Annotated in this window: 21 protein-coding genes; 11 read left to right on the forward strand and 10 right to left on the reverse strand. The window is 39.4% G+C overall.

What is annotated here, in order from left to right; genetic code table 11:
- Window positions 1-135: 135 nt before the first annotated feature.
- The 8 genes from ADIARSV_RS23025 to def all read left to right on the forward strand — a co-directional run bounded on the left by ADIARSV_RS23025 (window position 136) and on the right by def (window position 7,373).
- Window positions 136-684 carry a DNA polymerase III subunit gene (locus tag ADIARSV_RS23025; protein ID WP_016195292.1) on the forward strand — a complete coding sequence of 183 codons (549 nt, stop codon included), beginning with the start codon at window positions 136-138 and terminating at the stop codon, window positions 682-684.
- Between the two features lie 50 nt (window positions 685-734).
- Window positions 735-1,280, forward strand: a complete 546-nt coding sequence (locus ADIARSV_RS23030) for a hypothetical protein (protein ID WP_016195293.1) — start codon at window positions 735-737, stop codon at window positions 1,278-1,280.
- Window positions 1,281-2,735, forward strand: coding sequence for a regulatory iron-sulfur-containing complex subunit RicT (gene ricT, locus ADIARSV_RS09585; protein WP_083936552.1), 1,455 nt, complete (start codon window positions 1,281-1,283; stop codon window positions 2,733-2,735).
- The gene (locus ADIARSV_RS09590) at window positions 2,725-3,210 is read left to right on the forward strand and encodes a gliding motility lipoprotein GldH (RefSeq protein WP_040299687.1); all 486 of its coding nucleotides are present in this window, start codon (window positions 2,725-2,727) and stop codon (window positions 3,208-3,210) included. The genes ricT and ADIARSV_RS09590 overlap by 11 nt, the downstream gene beginning before the upstream one ends.
- An 80-nt stretch (window positions 3,211-3,290) precedes the next feature.
- Window positions 3,291-4,829 (forward strand): YifB family Mg chelatase-like AAA ATPase, encoded by a 1,539-nt coding sequence (locus ADIARSV_RS09595; RefSeq protein ID WP_016195296.1) that lies wholly within the window; start codon window positions 3,291-3,293, stop codon window positions 4,827-4,829.
- Window positions 4,830-4,891: 62 nt separating this feature from the next.
- Window positions 4,892-5,530 (forward strand): peptide-methionine (S)-S-oxide reductase MsrA, encoded by a 639-nt coding sequence (gene msrA / locus ADIARSV_RS09600; RefSeq protein WP_016195297.1) that lies wholly within the window; start codon window positions 4,892-4,894, stop codon window positions 5,528-5,530.
- A gap of 29 nt (window positions 5,531-5,559) precedes the next feature.
- Window positions 5,560-6,792: a M16 family metallopeptidase gene (locus ADIARSV_RS09605; protein ID WP_016195298.1), complete on the forward strand. Its 1,233-nt coding sequence runs from the start codon at window positions 5,560-5,562 to the stop codon at window positions 6,790-6,792.
- Between the two features lie 17 nt (window positions 6,793-6,809).
- Window positions 6,810-7,373, forward strand: coding sequence for a peptide deformylase (gene def, locus ADIARSV_RS09610; protein WP_016195299.1), 564 nt, complete (start codon window positions 6,810-6,812; stop codon window positions 7,371-7,373).
- On the opposite strand, the gene ADIARSV_RS09615 is transcribed toward def, so the two are convergent.
- The 3 genes from ADIARSV_RS09615 to ADIARSV_RS09625 form a co-directional block, all read right to left on the reverse strand.
- Entirely contained in the window at window positions 7,374-8,009 is a 636-nt protein-coding gene (locus tag ADIARSV_RS09615) for a peptidase associated/transthyretin-like domain-containing protein (RefSeq protein WP_016195300.1), read from the reverse strand.
- A gap of 109 nt (window positions 8,010-8,118) precedes the next feature.
- Complete coding sequence (locus ADIARSV_RS09620) at window positions 8,119-8,388, reverse strand: NifU family protein (RefSeq protein ID WP_016195301.1); 270 nt, start codon at window positions 8,386-8,388, stop codon at window positions 8,119-8,121.
- Window positions 8,389-8,423: 35 nt separating this feature from the next.
- Window positions 8,424-9,494, reverse strand: a complete 1,071-nt coding sequence (locus ADIARSV_RS09625) for an Mrp/NBP35 family ATP-binding protein (protein ID WP_016195302.1) — start codon at window positions 9,492-9,494, stop codon at window positions 8,424-8,426.
- A gap of 137 nt (window positions 9,495-9,631) precedes the next feature.
- Between ADIARSV_RS09625 and ADIARSV_RS09630 the strand changes: the two genes are divergently transcribed.
- The 3 genes from ADIARSV_RS09630 (at window position 9,632) to ADIARSV_RS09640 (ending at window position 13,094) form a co-directional block, all read left to right on the forward strand.
- Window positions 9,632-11,764 (forward strand): transglycosylase domain-containing protein, encoded by a 2,133-nt coding sequence (locus tag ADIARSV_RS09630; protein ID WP_016195303.1) that lies wholly within the window; start codon window positions 9,632-9,634, stop codon window positions 11,762-11,764.
- A 67-nt stretch (window positions 11,765-11,831) separates the two neighbouring features.
- The gene (hpt, locus tag ADIARSV_RS09635) at window positions 11,832-12,386 is read left to right on the forward strand and encodes a hypoxanthine phosphoribosyltransferase (RefSeq protein ID WP_016195304.1); all 555 of its coding nucleotides are present in this window, start codon (window positions 11,832-11,834) and stop codon (window positions 12,384-12,386) included.
- Window positions 12,387-12,425: 39 nt separating this feature from the next.
- The gene (locus ADIARSV_RS09640; protein WP_016195305.1) at window positions 12,426-13,094 is read left to right on the forward strand and encodes a phosphatidylserine decarboxylase family protein; all 669 of its coding nucleotides are present in this window, start codon (window positions 12,426-12,428) and stop codon (window positions 13,092-13,094) included.
- A gap of 516 nt (window positions 13,095-13,610) precedes the next feature.
- Here ADIARSV_RS09640 and rplS read toward each other — a convergent pair.
- The 7 genes from rplS to ADIARSV_RS09675 form a co-directional block, all read right to left on the reverse strand.
- A complete protein-coding gene (gene rplS / locus ADIARSV_RS09645; protein WP_016195306.1) occupies window positions 13,611-13,961 on the reverse strand; it encodes a 50S ribosomal protein L19 in 351 nt (116 codons plus the stop codon).
- Between the two features lie 436 nt (window positions 13,962-14,397).
- Window positions 14,398-15,072, reverse strand: coding sequence for a tRNA (guanosine(37)-N1)-methyltransferase TrmD (gene trmD / locus ADIARSV_RS09650; RefSeq protein WP_016195307.1), 675 nt, complete (start codon window positions 15,070-15,072; stop codon window positions 14,398-14,400).
- 6 nt (window positions 15,073-15,078) lie between these two features.
- A complete protein-coding gene (gene rimM / locus ADIARSV_RS09655; RefSeq protein WP_016195308.1) occupies window positions 15,079-15,603 on the reverse strand; it encodes a ribosome maturation factor RimM in 525 nt (174 codons plus the stop codon).
- A gap of 94 nt (window positions 15,604-15,697) precedes the next feature.
- Window positions 15,698-16,231 carry a 30S ribosomal protein S16 gene (locus tag ADIARSV_RS09660; protein ID WP_016195309.1) on the reverse strand — a complete coding sequence of 178 codons (534 nt, stop codon included), beginning with the start codon at window positions 16,229-16,231 and terminating at the stop codon, window positions 15,698-15,700.
- 140 nt (window positions 16,232-16,371) lie between these two features.
- The gene (lpcA, locus tag ADIARSV_RS09665) at window positions 16,372-16,938 is read right to left on the reverse strand and encodes a D-sedoheptulose 7-phosphate isomerase (RefSeq protein ID WP_016195310.1); all 567 of its coding nucleotides are present in this window, start codon (window positions 16,936-16,938) and stop codon (window positions 16,372-16,374) included.
- A gap of 33 nt (window positions 16,939-16,971) precedes the next feature.
- A complete protein-coding gene (pfkA, locus tag ADIARSV_RS09670) occupies window positions 16,972-17,943 on the reverse strand; it encodes a 6-phosphofructokinase (RefSeq protein WP_016195311.1) in 972 nt (323 codons plus the stop codon).
- A gap of 476 nt (window positions 17,944-18,419) precedes the next feature.
- On the reverse strand, window positions 18,420-19,184 hold the full coding sequence (locus ADIARSV_RS09675) for a biotin--[acetyl-CoA-carboxylase] ligase (protein WP_016195312.1): 765 nt from the start codon (window positions 19,182-19,184) through the stop codon (window positions 18,420-18,422).
- Window positions 19,185-19,216: the final 32 nt, after the last annotated feature.

Genomic DNA, 19,216 nt, shown 5'->3' on the forward strand with positions numbered 1-19,216 from the left:
TTTAGAATATCCACGGCTGATGCAAAACTATTGATTTTAATACGCTTTTAGTCATAATGCACCTTTAACACTTGTTATCCTATATAAGGGATGGCTGATATGCTAAAATATCATTACTATTTCTTAATTTGCACGATGCTGTTTAGTGAAATTGTAGGACAGAAGGAAATTAAGCAACAGTTAATACAGACAGTTGCGGAGCAGAGGGTGAGCCATGCCAGATTGTTTCTGGGTCCTGAAGGATCTGGGAGTCTTGCACTTGCGCTTGCTTATGCGCAATATGTTTCCTGTGAGAACCGCAGTCCGGAAGATAGTTGTGGGGTCTGCGCTTCTTGTCGGAAGTACAGTCGTCTCATCCATCCGGATCTTCACTTTTCGTATCCCTTCTTCGCCAAGAAGCCAGACGAAACAGCGCTTAACTTTATTCAGGAATGGCGCGAAGCTTTTCTTAAAAACCCGTATCTGAATCTGGATGAGTGGCGTCATCAGCTTGATGCGGAAAATAAACAGGCAAATATTAATATTGCGGAATGCCATCAGATTATTCGGAAGCTGAGTTTAAAACCCTTTGAATCGGAATATAAGGTGCTGATCATGTGGCTTCCTGAGTATCTGGATAAGGAAGGAAATGCACTACTGAAGGTGATTGAGGAGCCGCCACAAAAGACACTTTTTTACTGGTAGCTCAAAATCAGGATCAGATTTTAAATACAATCCTCTCCCGTACTCAGCTGATGAAGATTAACCGCCTGAGCGATGAGGAAGTGAAACACCATCTGGTTGATCAGATGCAGGTGCCTGAATTGCAGGCCTCGCGGATCGCTTATTTAAGTGAAGGAAATATACAGATGGCTCTGCAGTTGAGCAAAGAGGATAATGGCAATGCTTTTGGCGACTTTACAGCATGGCTAAGAAACAGCTTTGCGAATAATATGATTGCGCTGATTGATTTTTCGGATGCCGCAGCGAAATGGGGAAGAGAAAATCAGAAGAACTTTTTGCGGTATGGTACCAAGTTATTACGGGAGGTGATGATGGAATTATCCGGAGCGGATAACCTGATTCATTTGCCACCTAATGAAAAAGAGTTTGTGGTTAAATTCAGCAAGAGTGCGACGCTGGCCCAAACTGAAGCTTTAATTAATGAGGTCGAAAAGGCTCATTATCATATTGAACGCAATGCAAACGCTAAAATTTTATTTTTAGATGTATCTTTGCAGTTTACTAGAATTCTCAAATTTAAAACGCTCCCTAAGGGGACTCACTATATATATCAATAAATGGGATGTGGATCATGTTCAACGGGTGGCGGCTGCACGCCAGGTGGTTGCAAAAGTAACGGCTCTTGCCTTACAGGTGGATGCAGTAAATTAGACGTATACGATTGGCTATCACATATGGATTTGCCAACTAACTATAAACCATTTAATATACTTGAGATCAAGTTTAAAGGCTCAAGGAAAGACTTTTATATCAACCACGATAACGCATATCTGGAGATGGGAGACCTTGTTGTTGTGGAAACGACTACTGGGGGATACGATGTCGGCCACATATCTTTAACGGGTGAATTAGTCCGTATGCAGATCAAAAAGAAGCATACAAAGATGGAGGAAATAACCCGCAAGGTGATTAGAAGGGCTACTCCTGCTGATGTGGACAAATGGAAAGCGGCCAAAGACATGGAGTGGGAAACGATGCATAAAGCACGTACACTGGCATTAACGCTGGGCCTTTCCATGAAGATCAGTGATGTGGATTACCAGGGGGATAAAACGAAAGCTACTTTCTACTATACTGCAGAAGGGCGTGTTGACTTCAGGGAACTGATTAAAAAAATGGCGGAGAGCTTCCGGATTCGCATTGAAATGCGACAGATTGGAATGCGTCAGGAAGCAAGCAGGCTTGGCGGATTGGGTTCATGCGGACGCGAATTATGCTGCAGTACCTGGCTTACGGACTTCAAAACGGTTTCTACATCGGCTGCCCGTTACCAAAATTTATCATTAAATACATTGAAACTGGCTGGTCAGTGTGGTAAACTTAAATGTTGCCTGAACTACGAGCTGGATACTTATATGGATGCGTTGAAGGATATTCCTGAGGACGTAGAACGCCTGGAAACATTGGTAGGAGTGGCTCGTTTGCAAAAAACGGACATCTTTAAAAAGCTGATGTGGTTTAGTTATCCGAATCAGGAAAGCTGGATTCCAATTGAAATTTCAAGGGTTAAAGACATTCAGAAATTAAATAAAGAGGGTATTAAACCTGATGATTTAAAAGACGAAGCAGCAGAGCTGGAAACGACTCCTGTGGCTAAGGTGCTCGATTATGAAAACGTGGTAGGGCAGGATAGCATTACCCGTTTGGACGAGCGACAGGCTAAAAAGAAGAAAAAGCGGACGAATAAAAACAAGCCAAAGACTGAGGGTGATGCCGGAGTAACGGCTGAGGGTACTCCTGCACCTGTTGTGCAGCGTGCGGTTCAGAACAACCCCCGACAACCTGCAAAACAGGGCAATCAACAAGGGCCTAAAAAGGTTGAACCGCAAGGCAATACGCAACCTGCAGGCACTCAACCTCCTCATACAACTAAACCTGTTGTGGTTTTAAAGAAGGAGCAACCGGCTGGAGAGCCTGTTGAAAAGACTGCGGAAACTAAGAAAGCAAATGCAAACCGTCACTTCCGAAGGAATAAAAACAGTAATAACAAGCCCAGGCCTAATGCAGAATAAAGGATGGCGCCTATATGCAGTCCTGATTTTTATATGTTTATCGGGTTTGCAGGGTTGTGAAGAAAATGCGGTGGTCGATGTCAATACAAGTATGGATAATGGATCATGGGGTTATGATAAAAAGATTAATGTGCCGGTGCAGATTACTGATGCATCAAAGTTATATAACCTGTATTTTAATTTAAGGCATACGAGTAATTACCAGTATTCGAATATTTTTGTGCTGATCCACCAAAAGGCAAAGGGATTAAAGACGATTACAGAGCGCAAGGAGTTTAAACTGGCCTACCCCGACGGGGAATGGCTGGGAAGTGGTACAGGTAATTTTTATTCGTATCAGCTCCCTTTTAGAAAGGATTACAAATTCCCTTCCGCTGGAACGTATGTGTTTGAAATTGAACAAAATATGCGCGACAATCCCCTCAAAGAAATTATCGATGTGGGGTTGCGGGTAGAACCGGTAGCTGCAAATTAATGTATTCTTAAAATTGTGATCACTATCACTTTTCTTATAATTCCAACATTGTAGATTTACCCGGCATACCCAATTATACCATGCCGATAAAAACCTTTTCAAGTGCTGTCTTTGGAATAGAGGCTACAACTATAACTATTGAAGTCAATATTACCAGTGGAACCCGTTATTATATAGTGGGTCTCCCAGATACGGCTGTGCGGGAGAGTCTGCTTCGCATAGAAAGTGCTATTGTTACCAGTGGATATCGCATGCCGAGGCAAAAGATCCTGGTTAATATGGCCCCTGCTGATATTCGTAAAGAGGGTTCTTCCTATGATCTGGCCATTGCTGTTGCCATCCTATGTGCTTCTGAACAAATCGACGCGAGCTTGCTTGATCAGTATATGATTCTGGGTGAGCTTTCCCTAGATGGCGCTATTCAACCGATCAGAGGTGCATTGCCTGTTTCTATTCAGGCCAGACAGGAAGGATTTAAGGGTTTGATCCTTCCTAAATTAAATGCCAGGGAAGCGGCTATTGTGAATAATATAGATGTGCTGGGGGTGAATAACCTGACTGAGGTTCTTGACTTTTTGAAAGGCTCGCTTTTGTTGAAGCCTACTGTAGTAGATACGAGGGAAGAGTTTTATAATAACATTTGCAATTATGAGTCTGACTTTTCGGATGTAAAAGGACAGGAAAATATTAAAAGAGCATTGGAAATTGCTGCTGCCGGTGGTCATAATGCGATCTTAATTGGTCCCCCGGGATCAGGGAAAACCATGCTGGCTAAGCGGTTGCCCAGTATATTGCCTCCGTTGAATCTTCAGGAAGCTCTTGAAACTACGAAAATTCATTCAGTGGCTGGTAAACTTGCTGCTGCTGATTCTTTAATCACTGTAAGGCCTTTCCGCTCGCCTCATCATACGATTAGTGATGTGGCATTGGTTGGTGGGGGCGCTTATCCGCAACCGGGAGAGATTTCCTTATCGCATAATGGTGTGCTGTTTTTGGATGAACTTCCTGAATTTAAGCGTTCGGTGCTTGAAGTGATGCGACAGCCGCTGGAGGAACGTAAAGTAACGATATCCCGTTCGAAGCTTTCGGTGGAATATCCGGCTAGTTTTATGCTTATCGCTTCAATGAACCCCTGCCCATGTGGGTTTTATAATCATCCTGAAAAGGAGTGTACTTGTCCGCCAGGTGCTGTTCAGAAATACTTAAGTAAGGTATCGGGACCATTGCTGGATCGGATTGATCTGCATGTGGAGGTTACTCCTGTTAATTTTACGGAACTGGCATCGGAGAGTAAAGCGGAAAGCAGTGCGGAGATTAGGCAACGCGTGATTAAAGCGCGAGAGATTCAGGAAATCCGGTTTAAGGAGATCCCAGATGTGTATTGCAACGCGCAGATGGGATCGAAAACGGTGAGGAAGCTTTGTAAAATAACGGAAGCTGGACAGCTTTTACTCAAAAAGGCGATGGAAAAACTGGGCTTATCAGCCAGGGCTTACGACCGGATTTTGAAGGTTTCGAGGACTATTGCGGATCTGGCGGGTTCGGAGGAGATTCGGATAGAACATCTGGCGGAAGCAATCCATTACAGGAGTCTGGACCGGCAGGGTTGGGCGGGGTAAAAAGGTTACATTATCCTGATTTTGGCGCAACAATGTTTTATTTTTTTCAACGTTTAACCATCATGAACGTCATTAAATTAGCAATCGCAACCCTGGCATTTAGTTCTATGCTGGCATGTAATTCCTCCGGCCAGCAGAAGGGTACTACGGAGATCAAGGTGAAGGATGGAAAAGCGAAATCAGTTGCTGCATTTGCAGAGGGATGCTTCTGGTGCTCTGAGCATATTTTCGAAGAGCTGGCAGGTGTGGATTCTGCCGTTTCAGGTTATGCAGGGGGACATACCAAGAACCCAACTTATGAAGAGGTTTGTACCGAGAAGACCGGACATGCTGAAACAGTGCTTGTTTATTTTAATCCTAAAATCATTTCTTACTCACAGCTTCTGGATGCCTTTTTCCAGTCGCATGACCCTACTACTTTAAATCAACAGGGTCCTGATGTGGGTCCTTCTTATCGCTCCGCTATATTTTATACCGATAAAGAACAGGAAATACAAGCCACAGAAGCCATTAAAAAGTGGACTCCTAAGTTCGAGAAAACGATCGTAACAGAGGTGGCACCACTAACTACTTTTTACAGGGCGGAAGAGTATCATCAGAACTATACTTCAGAGAACCCCTATAATTCATATGTGAGGGCTGTTTCATTACCCAGGTTTGACAAGTTTCAGCGGGCCTGTAAGCTGAAAATGAAGAACTAGGCATTTTATTTTCTTACATTTGCCTGTTCATGGACTACGAGGTTTTTACACTGCCCAACGGCATCAGGTTATTATTTAAACCAACTGTTTCTTCTGTATCACATGCCTGTATTATTATTAATACTGGCTCAAGGGATGAGCCGGAAGAGAAAGATGGTCTGGCACATTTCATTGAGCATCTGCTGTTTAAAAAAACAGAGAAAAGAAGCACTAATCAGATTCTGAATTATCTGGAAGCTGTTGGTGGCGACTTAAATGCGTATACAACTAAAGAATATACCTGCATTCATGCTTCATTTCTTATTCCGTATTTAAAAAAGGCACTTGATCTTTTTGAAGATCTGGTATTTCATTCGCTCTTTCCGGTAAAGGAAATGGAAAAAGAAAAGGGAGTGATCATGGATGAAATTGCATCGTACCAGGATCAACCAGAGGAAGCCATACAAGATGACTTTGAAGATTTGTTATTTTCGGGTCATTCGTTAGGAAGAAATATTCTGGGTTCTGCTGAATCGGTTACTGCTTTTCAACAACAGGATATATTTTCATTTTTAACGGCTAATTACAACACGGAAGAAATTGTAGTTGGTGTAAATGGAAACTATACGTCTAGAGAGGTTCAGAAATTATTCATTTCGCTTTTTGAAAACATTCCGGCCAATCGCAATAAACCTTGCAGGGTGACACCAAATTATACTCCGCTGACTAAAACGGTCGAAAAATCTATTGCTCAAACACATTGCGTTCTAGGCAACCAGGCTTATTCAATTCATGATTCAAAAAAAACAGGCTTGCTTGTATTGAATAATATTTTAGGAGGCAACGGAATGAGCTCGATACTTAATTTAATTATCAGAGAAAAGTATGGCATTGCTTATACCATTGAATCAAATTTTACGCCGATGTGTGATAGTGGAATATTCTCTATTTACTTCGGTACCGATGCGGAGAAATCGGATAAAGCCCTTAAACTGGTGTATAAGCAACTTGCGCTGTTAAGAGACAACAAAATGACTGATCTAAATCTGAGCCGTGCAAAGAAAAAAATAAATGGTCAGATTGCCCTTGGTGAGGACAACCGTATGGGTCTGATCATCGGAATGTGTAAGAGTCTGATCGATCATGGCAGGGTTGAATCGATTGAAGAGGTCTTTGCTAGGATCAACGCCATCACATCCAATGAACTTCTAGAAATTGCAAACGAAATTTTTAACCCGGCAACCATGAGCACACTCACTTTTGTGCCCGATGAGGCTGAATAATTTAGTAATTTTACATCATGAAAATACCTATAGTAGCATATGGCGATCCTGTTCTTCGCAAGAAGGCAGTAGAAATTTCAGCAGATTATCCTAATCTGGGGGAACTCATTTCAAATATGTTCGAGACCATGTATAATGCCAGTGGGGTTGGATTAGCTGCGCCACAGGTGGGTCTGTCTATCCGCTTGTTTGTAATTGATCTTTCTGATAAAGATGATCCTGGGTATGAAGACTTTAAAAAGGTTTTTATAAATGCAACGATCGTAGAAGAAAAGGGTGTGATCTGGGAATTTAATGAAGGATGTTTGAGTATTCCTGATATCAGGGAAGATATAAAAAGATTGGATACCGTGACTATATCTTATTACGATGAAAACTGGCAGTTGCGGAATGAAACGTATGACGGACTGGGTGCCAGGGCAATACAGCATGAATTCGACCACATTGAAGGAAAGCTTTTTATCGACAAACTAAGTCCGCTTAGAAGAGCGATGTTAAAAAGCAGGTTTGATGCGATCAAAAAAGGAGCTATTGACGTGGATTATAAAATGAAGTTTCCTATGGCTTCTAAGAGGCGTTAATTAATTGTTTCCCTTGCCCTTATCTCCGTTGATGATTTGTTGAATAAAAGAACCCCAGGCAAAAGGATTGAGAAGCGGATTAGCCATCCGCATATTCATCGCTTTATTGGTTAACGCAATATGATTATTCTGGAAATTTACTCCCCGCATTTCCTGTCCATCACGCGGTAAATTCTTTGCCATAGCCATCAGGGAAGAGCGGGTAACATTTTTCTTAGCGATTTCAAGATCGTCATCTGCAAACTTCAGCGACATGAATTCTTTGGTAAATTCATCCACACTTGCCCAGGGAAGTACGGTTACCATAGGAAGATTGACGACTTCAGCTTTCATTTTTACAATCACGGTATAACTTTTATCTTCTCTACCTGGGGGAATAACAAGGGCTTCGCGACGGTAACCTACTGAACTAAAAACGATTGTATCACCCTCATTTGCAACGAATGAAAAATACCCCTGAAAATTAGCAGAAACCATTTTGTTTTGTTTTGATCTATTCGTAACGGTGACATAGGGAACCACTACATTTGAATCTATATTATAGATTATACCAGAAAACTGCACCAGTGGCTTCTCCTGTGCTTGTGTGTAACCGGTTATGAATAATATGATTACTGCGGTGAATATTATTTTCATTGATGTAAACGTATCAATAATTGTGCTATATATTCGTTAAATACTGTTAAAAACCAAAAAAAGCGAAACATGTTACATGATTCGCTTTTTATCCATAGCTTAAATTGTGCTAATTTGGCATTACAGCATTAGGATCATCCACATCTGTCAAATTTATAGCTTCTATACCTACAATTTCAGGCACAGATCGCAGTATTGCTTGCTCTATTCCAGCTTTTAAAGTCATCAGGCTCATCGGACATGAACCACATGATCCGAGTAACCTAAGTCTAACGATATTGTCCGGAGTAATTTCTTCAACTGATACATTGCCCCCATCTGCTTCCAGATAAGGCCGGATGCTATCTAATGCGTTTTCTACTCTTTGCAATAAATCCATAATAATATTTTTATAAAATTAAAAAAAATCTTCCATTAAACCGAAACAGGCTTGGCGTTTTGTATCGCAACCTGTTGCGCAACCCTTTCTGCCACTTGAAGAAAAGCCAGAGCTATTGGATGATCGGTTTGCATTATAATTGGTTCTCCTCCGTCTCCTGCTTCACTGATGGATTGAACTAAAGGTATCTCGCCTAAAAAAGGAACATTAAGCTTCTCTGCCAGGGACTTGCCGCCACCTTTACCAAATATATAGTATTTGTTATCGGGAAGTTCAGCAGGACTAAAATAAGACATGTTTTCAACAATACCTAAAATAGGTACATTGATTGCATTCATCATAAACATACCAATACCCTTTTTTGTGTCAGATAACGCTACTTTTTGTGGGGTAGTAACGATTACTGCACCTGCCACCGGATAGGTCTGAGTAAGCGTAATGTGAATATCACCTGTACCTGGAGGAAGATCCACAATGAGATAATCCAGTTCGCCCCAATCGGCATCGTTAAACAGCTGTTTCACTGCATTAGAGGCCATTGGGCCTCTCCATGGAATAGGTTGCTCGGGATCGGTAAAGAAGCCGATAGAAAGTAGCTTTATTCCATATTTTTCAATTGGCTGGATCCGTGTTTTACCTTCAGGGCTTGCTTTAGCCTCCGGTTTCGCGTCTTCTACTCCAAACATAATCGGGATTGATGGTCCATAAATATCTGCATCTATCAACCCTACCCTTGCGCCTTTCCTTGCTAAACCTAAAGCAATATTGGAAGCAACGGTAGACTTACCTACCCCTCCTTTACCTGAAGCTACCACTATTATATTACTGATATTATTTAATGGCTGATTTTTTTGTGTGGTGACCCTTGAAGTCATTTTTACTTCAACTGCTACATCAGGACTGATGAAATGGGATATAGCATTCCGACAGGCATTTTCAATAAACCCTTTTAAAGGACATGCCGGAGTTGTTAAAATCACAGTGAATATCAGGTGATTCCCTTCAATTAATATATCCTCAATCATGTTTAAGGTAACCAGGTCTTTTTTAAGATCCGGCTCTTCCACATGGCTCAAGGCATGTAGTACTTGTTCCTTTGTAATCATCTGTTGTGTATTAAAAACACAAAAATATGAAACCTACACGCTAAAGTCCTTGTTTACGTTATGTTTTTGCAGATATTTACACTGTGGAAACTAATCGTTTGATTTCGCGTTTCCAGTTAAGTCTCAAAAACATAAATATGTCCGAATACATGCGTATTCCTCTCCAGTACAAAAAATACCTTAAAATCGCTGGCATTGTACTAGGGGTTTTATTAATCCTCTCTGTAATTGCAGGCGCTATTGCTTATTCTAAAAGGGAAGCTATCCTAAAGGAACTTATCCAAAAAGCAAAAGTTAAGGCTAAACGTGATTATAACTTGAATTTAACGATCAATAACCCTCATTTTGAGGGATTACGAACTATCGCTTTCTCGGATGTCGCTATTGTACCCGAGAACAGGGATAGTTTGCTTTTGATCCGTGACCTGCACATTGGTGTAAAATTAATGCCCCTTTTATTTGGCGATATTAAATTATTGGGATTAAAGGTAAGTGAAGCCCGGGTAAATTTAGTAAAGCGTGATTCGCTGCGCAACTATGACTTTTTATTTAAAAAGAAGAAAACAGATTCAACTGAACGGGGAAAAGCGGATTATGCTGAACTGGCTAATAATCTATTAAATCAGCTTCTTTATAAGATTCCGGATGAAATGGATGTGCGGAATTTCAAATTAACCATAATCAGGGATGCTGAGCAGTTTAATTTTAATACCACATCGGCAATCATCAAGGATGGGGAATTGAAGTCGCGGATCCTCATTAATGGTAACGAATCGATATGGCATCTGGATGGACTGGTCGAAGCATCTGACCAAAAGCTAGACATTAAGCTATATGCTGAGAATAAAAAAGTGGAACTTCCTATATTGGAAAAGAAGTTTGGTGTCAAGATCAACTTTGACACGGTATATACGCAGTTAAAGAACACTCGAAAAGATGGTGAGGAGTATCATATTTATGGTTCATGGGCCATCAGGAATCTCTTGATCAATCATCCAAAGATTGCTGCAAACGACATCATTATTCCAAGTGGTTCTATCGATGCGGATATCCTGATTGGCAAGAATTACCTGGCAATTGACAGTTCTTCTGTGATCCACTTAAAGAATATTGAAGCCCGGCCTTTTATTAAATATACGTTAGGGACTTTTAAAAAGTACGAATTGAAGCTTAAAACTGACGATCTTGACGCCCAGGAGTTATTTAATTCATTCCCTACCGGTTTATTTGAGTCGTTGGAAGGAATAAAAGTAGCCGGGAAACTCCGCTATGATCTTGACTTTTCTCTTGATACCAGAAATCCGGATAGTGTCAGGTTTAGTTCATCTCTTAATTCCTCAGGGTTCAGGATCGTTCAGTGGGGCAAAACTAATCTGGCGAAAATTAACAGCCCTTTTGTGTACACTCCTTACGAGTTTGGAAAGCCCATGCGGGATATTATAGTCGGGCCAAAGAATCCTGATTATACACCTATTAACGAAATCTCACCGGATCTACGCCATGCACTGCTGACCTCAGAGGATCCATCTTTTTACTCGCATCGAGGATTTGTGGAAAGTTCTATTCGCCGTTCTATTGCAACCAATTTTAAAGAAAAGGCTTTTATAAGAGGTGGAAGTACAATATCCATGCAATTAGTGAAGAACGTTTTTCTGATCAGACAAAAAACACTAGCACGTAAAATTGAAGAAATTCTGATTGTATGGCTGATTGAAAACAATCATGTATCTACGAAAAATCGCATGTATGAAGTTTACCTGAACATTATTGAATGGGGTAGAAATGTATATGGTATAGGGGAGGCAGCTCGTTATTATTTCAGCAAAAAACCTTCCGAATTAAGTATAGGCGAAAGTATCTTTCTGGCTAGTATTGTACCACGACCGAAATCATCACTATACTATTTCCTGTATGATGGCAGCCTGCGTAACAGTTTAAGAGGTTATTTCAGGTTAATAGGTAATTTAATGGCTGAAAGGGGTTATACTATGCGAGATTCCAGTGCATACGGATTTTACAATGTCAGGCTACGTGAAAGCCTCCGTCCTGAAGCACCTGTTGATACGATGCAAGTAGATTCCTTGTTTGAATTCCAGGATATGGATGAAGGAGGAATATTGAGGGATATTTTTAAAATCCCAAAGAGAGATACCGTCCGCCATGAAGAAGAAATTAAAAAAGCGATATTGGCTGATACTACGTTAACACGTTCGGAAAAAAGGAAACTTAAACGAGACATGAAACGTTTGGAGAAGGAAAAAGATAATTAAAAACAGTAGTACCAGGCATCTGCATAGCTTATGCTTGTGACATCGCCTGAAATTAAAATCATTCAATATGAAAATCCAGATTGAGGATAAAGAATTTAGCTGTTTCCTGGAGTATGAACAGATAAAAAAGAGAACAAGATTGCTTGGAATTCAAATGAATGTGGATTATGAGGACAAGCTTCCTGTTGTCATTGCAGTGCTTAATGGAAGTTTCCTTTTCATGGCAGACCTGGTAAAAGAGCTTACTGTACCCATTGAAGTCTCTTTTGTGAAACTATCTTCCTACCATGGAGGTGAATCAAGTAGTGGCGTAGTTAAAGAAATAATTGGGCTGGACATTGACTTACAGAACCGGGATGTCATTATTGTAGAAGATATAGTGGATACTGGCAACACGATTACGCATGTATTAAAGCAAATAAAAGAATATAATCCTGCATCTGTAGTAGTGTGTACTTTGCTCCTGAAACCTGATGCACTTCAGGTAGAAGTGCAGGAGATTGCTTATGTGGGATTTGAAATTCCAGATGAATTTGTAGTCGGCTATGGACTTGATTACAAAGGCTTAGGAAGAAACTTGAAGGATATTTATCGGGCAATCAGTCTTCCTTCGGAAACTTAAAGACATTTTTAGCATATTTGCGTTAAAAAATAATCATAAATGACAATCCATAAAGAAGGTTATACTTCAATAGCGCTTACCGTTCTACTGATATTTATTATGAATGCGTTAGCTCATTACTATTTGCCTAACCAAACTGTAATTAAGTGGATCATTTATTGCTTTTCCTTGGCTATTTTTATCATAGTAGTTCAGTTTTTTAGACACCCTACCCGCCAAACAACGGTCAATGTAGAACATGTTATTTGTCCGGCTGATGGTAAAGTAGTCGTAATTGAGGAAACAGAAGAGACTGAATATTTTAAAGGCAGACGTTTGCAGATTTCTGTGTTTATGTCGCCAATCAATGTACATGTGAACCGAAACCCTATATCAGGAATCGTAAAATACTTTAAGTACCATCCGGGTAAATATCTGGTTGCATGGGATCCTAAGTCGTCCACAGATAATGAACGTACCACAGTGGTAGTAGAGGACAGCAATGGCATAGAAATACTATTCAGGCAGATTGCAGGTGCACTAGCGAGAAGGATTGTTTGTTATGTTAAGGAAGGCGATCATGTGGAGCAAGGAGAGCAATTTGGATTTATAAAGTTTGGCTCCAGAGTAGACGTATATTTACCTATTGGAACCGAAGTAAAAGTTAATTTAGGTGATATAGTGAAGGGCGGAGTTACTGTACTAGCCGACATTTCTAATCCTTCATAAGTCAATTCCATATAATAACCTTTCCTTAAAGTAGATTACAGAGCCAACTGAGCTCTTTTCTTCCTCCCATGGACATTATCCTACTTCCCTCCTTAATTGCAGTCTCTATGCTTTTAAAGAAGATTTGAAATAAGGATTTCGATCTTCCTGATACAGGTAAATACATAATCAAATCACCATTATACCTGTTTTATAACTAAAGTCCCTTTTTATATGGAGAACTCATTAAATAATTAAGTTTCTCAATCCCTCTAACTTCCTTAAGTTATAGTTTGACTGCAGCAATAAATTATAAGGGAATGGAGTAAAGGTATGTTTTGAATGACAAGCAATATAGGGGATGCAAGGAAAGTGTCGGCTACATGGATTATAGCATCAGATTCAGGTCAGTTTGAATACTCGTGAATAAATATTCCTTTAAAATCTTAATAAATAGCAGCAGAACTTGCTATAAACTAAAAATCCTGTTCGCGAATCATCACGAACAGGACTAGAATGTCTTTCTGTTAAAAGAACTTATCTGGTTCTCTTAGTCTTAATTCTGGCAGCTTTACCAGTTAAGGCGCGTAGGTAGAACAATTTGGCTCTGCGAACTTTACCAATACTATGTACTTCTATTTTAGCAATATTAGGTGAGTTGATTGGAAAAATACGCTCAACCCCAATACCGTTAGATACTTTTCTTACAGTAAATGTTTCATTGTTTCCAACACTATTGCGTTGAAGAACAACTCCTTGATAAATCTGGATACGCTCTTTGTTTCCTTCGCGGATTTTATAGTGCACACTTACTGTATCGCCAGATTTGAATGCAGGCACTTCTTTCCTGGCTACAGCCTGCTCTTCAACAAATTTTACTAAATCCATGCTTTATTATTTATTAAACGGCATTATACCTTAATATCCGCTCCTGTTTTTCGGAGTGCAATGTTAGGCATAATTTTTTACAAAAGAAAGAATAATTGCAAATAAACATTTCTGGAAGAGCATAAATAAGGAAATAGTGTAGTACTAAATTTAACACTTACCAAACAAGGAACTTAGAGACTAAGTTTAAGCAGAAAAAACAACAGGATATTGAACTAATCATTAATTAATGAAGCAGCTAAAAGACCAGGCCTAATTAAAGAAATTAGCATGGTGCAAAACGTACTACTCAATAAAAAGCTGGGCTTAATCAAATAAAATGATGTGGTACCAAATGTAATAATAAAAATGAGTAAGCTAAAAGGCCATGCCTAATCAGAGAAGTTCTATATTATTCAATATAGAACGCTAAAATCCCAACATCTCTTTCTTCAAATTACTTCAACAAATCGGGACGGCGTTCTGTAGTTCGCTCTAAGGCTTTTTCGTGTAGCCAGTTATGTATTTTAGCCTCATCACCGCTTAATAAGATCTCAGGAACCTTTAATCCTTTCCAATCAGCAGGTCTGGTGTATACTGGAGCATCAAGCAGGTCGTCCTGAAAGGAGTCAGACAGCGCAGATGTTTCATCGGATAAAACGCCAGGAATTAAGCGCACAATGGAATCTACCAGTATGGCAGCCGGAAGTTCCCCTCCCGATACCACATAATCACCGATTGATATTTCGCGGGTAACATAAAGATCCCTAATCCGCTGATCGATACCTTTATAATGACCACAAAGGATCAGTATATTTTCACCCAGAGAAAGTTCATTTGCAGTAGATTGATTAAGCGTCACACCATCAGGAGTCATAAAGATCACCTCATCGTACTTCCGCTCAGCTTGCAGGCTTTCAATGCAGGCGGCAAAGGGTTGAATAGACATCACCATTCCACTTCCACCTCCGTAAGGATAGTCATCTACGTTCCTGTGTTTGTTGGTCGAGTAATCCCTTAGGTTATGAACAACGATCTCCACTAACCCTTTTGTTTGTGCACGCTGAAGGATAGAATGAGCAAAGGGACTTTCTAAAAGGCCCGGAAGAACAGATATGATATCAAATCTCATGATGTTTTAGCTTTTGTAAATATCGGTTAATCCATCCGGAAGGTCAACATGCAAAGTTTTTGCTTCTTCATCAATCGATATGATCAGGTCATCATTCAACGGGAACATAATTTCATTTGATTGATAGGCCACCACTGCTATAAATTGTTGCGGGTATTCATGAACGTCAAGAATTTCACCAAGCTCACCCAGCTTTTCGTCAAAAGCTATAAAACCTTTCAGATCGGTGTAATAAAACTCGTCGTCTGTTCGCTCCGGTTTTTTAGAAAGGGGCAGATAAAGCTTTTTCTTAAGCAATTTTGCCGCTTTTTCAATCACATCGATATCTTCAAAGTAAAAATACCCTGTAGAGTTGGGATGAATTTTATAAGATGATATAAAATAAGGGACTAACTTTTTATTTATTTCGACAAATACAGATTCAAACTCCAGCTCCTCATAATCATCACATTCAAAATAAACCTGAACTTCGCCTTTCAGCCCCTTGGTCTTGGTAATATAACCGATGTAAAAGCTTTCTTCGATCGTCATTTCTTTAAATAAAAATGTCATTTCAACAAATTAGAATATCTGATATCAGATAATTCGAATCTGCCAAAATGACATTTAGTGTTTTTTTGAAAAATTATTCAGGATTTTCAGAAGCTTCTTCAGTAGCTGCATCTTCAGCAACAGGTTCTTCTGTTACTTCAGGTGCTGGAGGAGTATTTTTGATTGCTATTGCAGCCGCTCTATCTTCCTTCTTTTTAGCTTCAGCTAATAAAGCCGCTTTTCTAACAGCATCTTTATTTGTGTTGAAATCTTCTTTTTTACCTAATACCTTTTCTTGTTTACTCTGTACCCATTCATTAAACTTTGATTGAGCTTGTTCAGCAGTAAGTGCGCCTTTCGCGATACCACCTTCAAGGTGTTTCATGAAAAGAACTCCCTTGTCTGAAAGAAGTGTACGGACAGTATCTGTAGGTTGTGCTCCTTTATTGATCCAGTCCAGTGATCTTTCGAAGTTTAAATCGATTGTTGCTGGATTAGTGTTTGGGTTATAAGAACCTAAACGTTCGATAAAGCGGCCATCTCTTGGTGCGCGTGAGTCTGCTACGATTACATAGTAAAAAGGTTTTCCTTTTTTACCGTGTCTCTGCAGTCTGATTTTAGTTGCCATTGTTTTGTTTTGTTTTATGTATTCAACATAGTTCCCGGAGTGTCCTTCTGCGGGGATGCAAAGATAGCAATTATGACAACATAAAAAACTTATTAGGCTGTTTTTTAAGGACAAAGGAGAAATTGCATCAAAAATAACGCTTACAGGTGACGCTCTACATAGTCTATCAGCGAATGAATCACTTTAATATGAATCTCCTGGGCCCTATCTGCATAGTTTGATTTTGGTGCTCTAACTTCAACATCACACAATGAAGCCATTTTGCCTCCATCTTTTCCCGTCAATCCAATCACTTTCAATCCTTTTTCTTTCGCAGCAAGAATTGCCTGGATCACGTTCTCTGAATTTCCGCTCGTACTGATTGCAAATAAAACATCACCCGGTTGCCCAATAGCTTCCACCATTCTTGAAAAGACAAAATTATAACCATAATCATTGCCCACACAAGAGAGGTGCGAAGGATCAGATATAGACAAGGCAGCCAGAGCTTTACGATCATTTCGGTAACGGCCGGACAGCTCTTCAGCAAAATGCATCGCATCGCACATAGAACCTCCATTGCCACATGAAATTATTTTATTACCTGTTGCAAGCGCATCAGATAATAATTTTCCTGCATCTTCAATCTTTTGAAAATTCGAATCATCAGCCAAAAAATCTATTAATACAGACTGTGCTTCTATAAAATGTTGTTTTACTGAACTCATGATATCGATTTTACAAAATGCTAGGAGAAGAAACTAAGAAAGGATTCTTACTATTTTAAGTAAATTAGGATCTGCTTCAGACAGATGTTTGATCGCATTATCAAAATGAGTGTAAACCACATTCTGGTTCATTAAACCAACCATCATGCATTTTTTGCCATTTAAAAGAGCCTCAACTGCTGCAACACCTAGCCTACTTGCTAGAACCCTGTCTGCGCAACTCGGACGGCCTCCACGTTGAATATGTCCAAGAATAGATAACCTGGTATCATAATTAGGAAACTTTTCTTTAACCAGCTCCGCAATTTCAAAACCTCCAATTTCTTCTCCTTCAGCAACGATTATTATTTTAGATGCTTTATCTTTTCTGCCACTAGAAAGGGTGTTGAATAAAACTTCAACATCAGTCTTTGATTCTGGGATCAGAATTGCTTCAGCTCCTACACCAATACCACTTCTCAAAGCGATTAAGCCTGAATCGCGGCCCATAACTTCTACAATGAACAAACGGTCGTGCGATTCGGCAGTATCCCTGATTTTATCAACAGCATTAATAACGGTATTCGTTGCTGTGTCATAACCAATTGTATGGTCAGTACCGATCAGGTCGTTATCGATCGTACCAGGCATTCCAACGATTGGTACATTGAATTCCTTTGCAAAAATATTTGCACCTTTAAACGTTCCCTCTCCACCAATAGCTACCAGCGCATCAATATTATTTCGCACAAGGTTATCGTAGGCAATTTGACGACCTTCTTTTGTTAAGAATGCGTCACTTCTGCCCGTCTTTAAAATAGTACCACCCCGCTGAATGATATTAGCAACAGATTTACTGTTCATGGGCATAAAGTCGCCAGTGATAAGGCCTTCGAAGCCTTTCATGATACCGGTGACTTGTATATCATAATGCAATGCAGTTCTAACAACGGAACGAATAGCGGCATTCATACCCGGTGCATCACCTCCTGAGGTAAATACCCCTATATTTTTAATCTTATCCATGCTTGATTTATTCAGGCGCTAATTTCGCTTTTAAGTTTTAACCTTTAAAATTATATTTACATATAATTATCTGATATAACTCATTAATTGCTCAATATTAAAAAAAACAGGAAAGAATAATTAGAAGACAGTAAATCCGGTTACTAAAAAAAGTAAATTTTACCTGCATTCATTTCTTTTTATATTTCAGATGTTCTTCATAATAAGCAATGTTACAAAAGCAGTAAACCCCTATCACACATTTAACATCTGCACTCCGGAATTACACTATACTTCTAGTTACCATTTATTCAAATGACAGGCAACTAACTCGCACCTAATTCGCTTTCCGAGCGGACAAGGTGCGGAGAAGCTGCGAAGGAGGTGGGTAGAAAGTGCGCCACAATTAATAACATGTCTCGTCCTGATATAGCTATACTTAGTCCTGAATTAATAATACTCCTTTTGAAATCTTCAAAAAGCCACATTGGTTTTGTTTACAAATATTTAACTTCTTTGAGTGAAAACGATTTCACTTCGTCACCAACAGTTATTTCTAGCTGCCCTTCCGGCTTAATATTGGTAATTCTCCCTTCGAAAGGAATTCCATTTGACTCATAAGCATGCATACTTTGATACCTATAGAGGTTTTTTTTATACTCTTCGATGTGATTTTCAAAATCATTACCCTTTAATTGATTGTATCTGTTGTTGATTGAAGAAGACAAAGCAGACAAAAGTGTATCAAGCGCTAGTTCTTTACCTATAATAGCAGACAGGGAAGTAATATTTTTGATACGGTCATCAAATTGAAGCTGATTTACATTTATTCCGATCCCTACAATGGCATATTTCCACTTCGATCCTTGTAAAATATTCTCAATTAAAACTCCGCCAATTTTTTTATCTTTAAAGTAAATATCATTTGGCCATTTAATCTTACAATCACAGCCAATAAAAGAGGTTATTGTATCGTTAATAGCTAAACTTACAGCTATATTTAACAAAAATTGTTTAAGAGGAGCTAAAAAAACTGGAAATAACAGAATGCTGAACGTTAAATTTTTGCCTGGCTGGCTTAGCCATTTATTCTCAAACTGGCCTCTGCCTGCAAATTGGTCTTCTGCCAATATAACAGTACCTTCAGGCAATGGCTTAGATTTTGCCAATTGATTCTTTAAATAATTGTTGGTAGAATCGACACTCTTCAGAGAGATAAGATTTTGACCTATAAATAATCCTGAAATTGTGTTATTTTGCAAAATGTTTAAAGACTAATATTGCCAAACTTAAT

It is taken from the genome of Arcticibacter svalbardensis MN12-7 (assembly GCF_000403135.1).
Classification (GTDB): Bacteria; Bacteroidota; Bacteroidia; order Sphingobacteriales; family Sphingobacteriaceae; genus Arcticibacter; species Arcticibacter svalbardensis.

Excerpts from the sequence above, each read along its gene's own strand:
- ADIARSV_RS23025 (WP_016195292.1), top strand. The coding sequence starts at position 136 with ATGCTGTTTAGTGAAATTGTAGGACAGAAGGAAATTAAGCAACAGTTA.
- ADIARSV_RS23030 (WP_016195293.1), top strand. The coding sequence starts at position 735 with ATGAAGATTAACCGCCTGAGCGATGAGGAAGTGAAACACCATCTGGTT.
- ricT (WP_083936552.1), top strand. The coding sequence starts at position 1,281 with ATGGGATGTGGATCATGTTCAACGGGTGGCGGCTGCACGCCAGGTGGT.
- ADIARSV_RS09590 (WP_040299687.1), top strand. The coding sequence starts at position 2,725 with ATGCAGAATAAAGGATGGCGCCTATATGCAGTCCTGATTTTTATATGT.
- ADIARSV_RS09595 (WP_016195296.1), top strand. The coding sequence starts at position 3,291 with ATGCCGATAAAAACCTTTTCAAGTGCTGTCTTTGGAATAGAGGCTACA.
- msrA (WP_016195297.1), top strand. The coding sequence starts at position 4,892 with ATGAACGTCATTAAATTAGCAATCGCAACCCTGGCATTTAGTTCTATG.
- ADIARSV_RS09605 (WP_016195298.1), top strand. The coding sequence starts at position 5,560 with ATGGACTACGAGGTTTTTACACTGCCCAACGGCATCAGGTTATTATTT.
- def (WP_016195299.1), top strand. The coding sequence starts at position 6,810 with ATGAAAATACCTATAGTAGCATATGGCGATCCTGTTCTTCGCAAGAAG.
- ADIARSV_RS09615 (WP_016195300.1), bottom strand. The coding sequence starts at position 8,009 with ATGAAAATAATATTCACCGCAGTAATCATATTATTCATAACCGGTTAC.
- ADIARSV_RS09620 (WP_016195301.1), bottom strand. The coding sequence starts at position 8,388 with ATGGATTTATTGCAAAGAGTAGAAAACGCATTAGATAGCATCCGGCCT.
- ADIARSV_RS09625 (WP_016195302.1), bottom strand. The coding sequence starts at position 9,494 with ATGATTACAAAGGAACAAGTACTACATGCCTTGAGCCATGTGGAAGAG.
- ADIARSV_RS09630 (WP_016195303.1), top strand. The coding sequence starts at position 9,632 with ATGTCCGAATACATGCGTATTCCTCTCCAGTACAAAAAATACCTTAAA.
- hpt (WP_016195304.1), top strand. The coding sequence starts at position 11,832 with ATGAAAATCCAGATTGAGGATAAAGAATTTAGCTGTTTCCTGGAGTAT.
- ADIARSV_RS09640 (WP_016195305.1), top strand. The coding sequence starts at position 12,426 with ATGACAATCCATAAAGAAGGTTATACTTCAATAGCGCTTACCGTTCTA.
- rplS (WP_016195306.1), bottom strand. The coding sequence starts at position 13,961 with ATGGATTTAGTAAAATTTGTTGAAGAGCAGGCTGTAGCCAGGAAAGAA.
- trmD (WP_016195307.1), bottom strand. The coding sequence starts at position 15,072 with ATGAGATTTGATATCATATCTGTTCTTCCGGGCCTTTTAGAAAGTCCC.
- rimM (WP_016195308.1), bottom strand. The coding sequence starts at position 15,603 with ATGACGATCGAAGAAAGCTTTTACATCGGTTATATTACCAAGACCAAG.
- ADIARSV_RS09660 (WP_016195309.1), bottom strand. The coding sequence starts at position 16,231 with ATGGCAACTAAAATCAGACTGCAGAGACACGGTAAAAAAGGAAAACCT.
- lpcA (WP_016195310.1), bottom strand. The coding sequence starts at position 16,938 with ATGAGTTCAGTAAAACAACATTTTATAGAAGCACAGTCTGTATTAATA.
- pfkA (WP_016195311.1), bottom strand. The coding sequence starts at position 17,943 with ATGGATAAGATTAAAAATATAGGGGTATTTACCTCAGGAGGTGATGCA.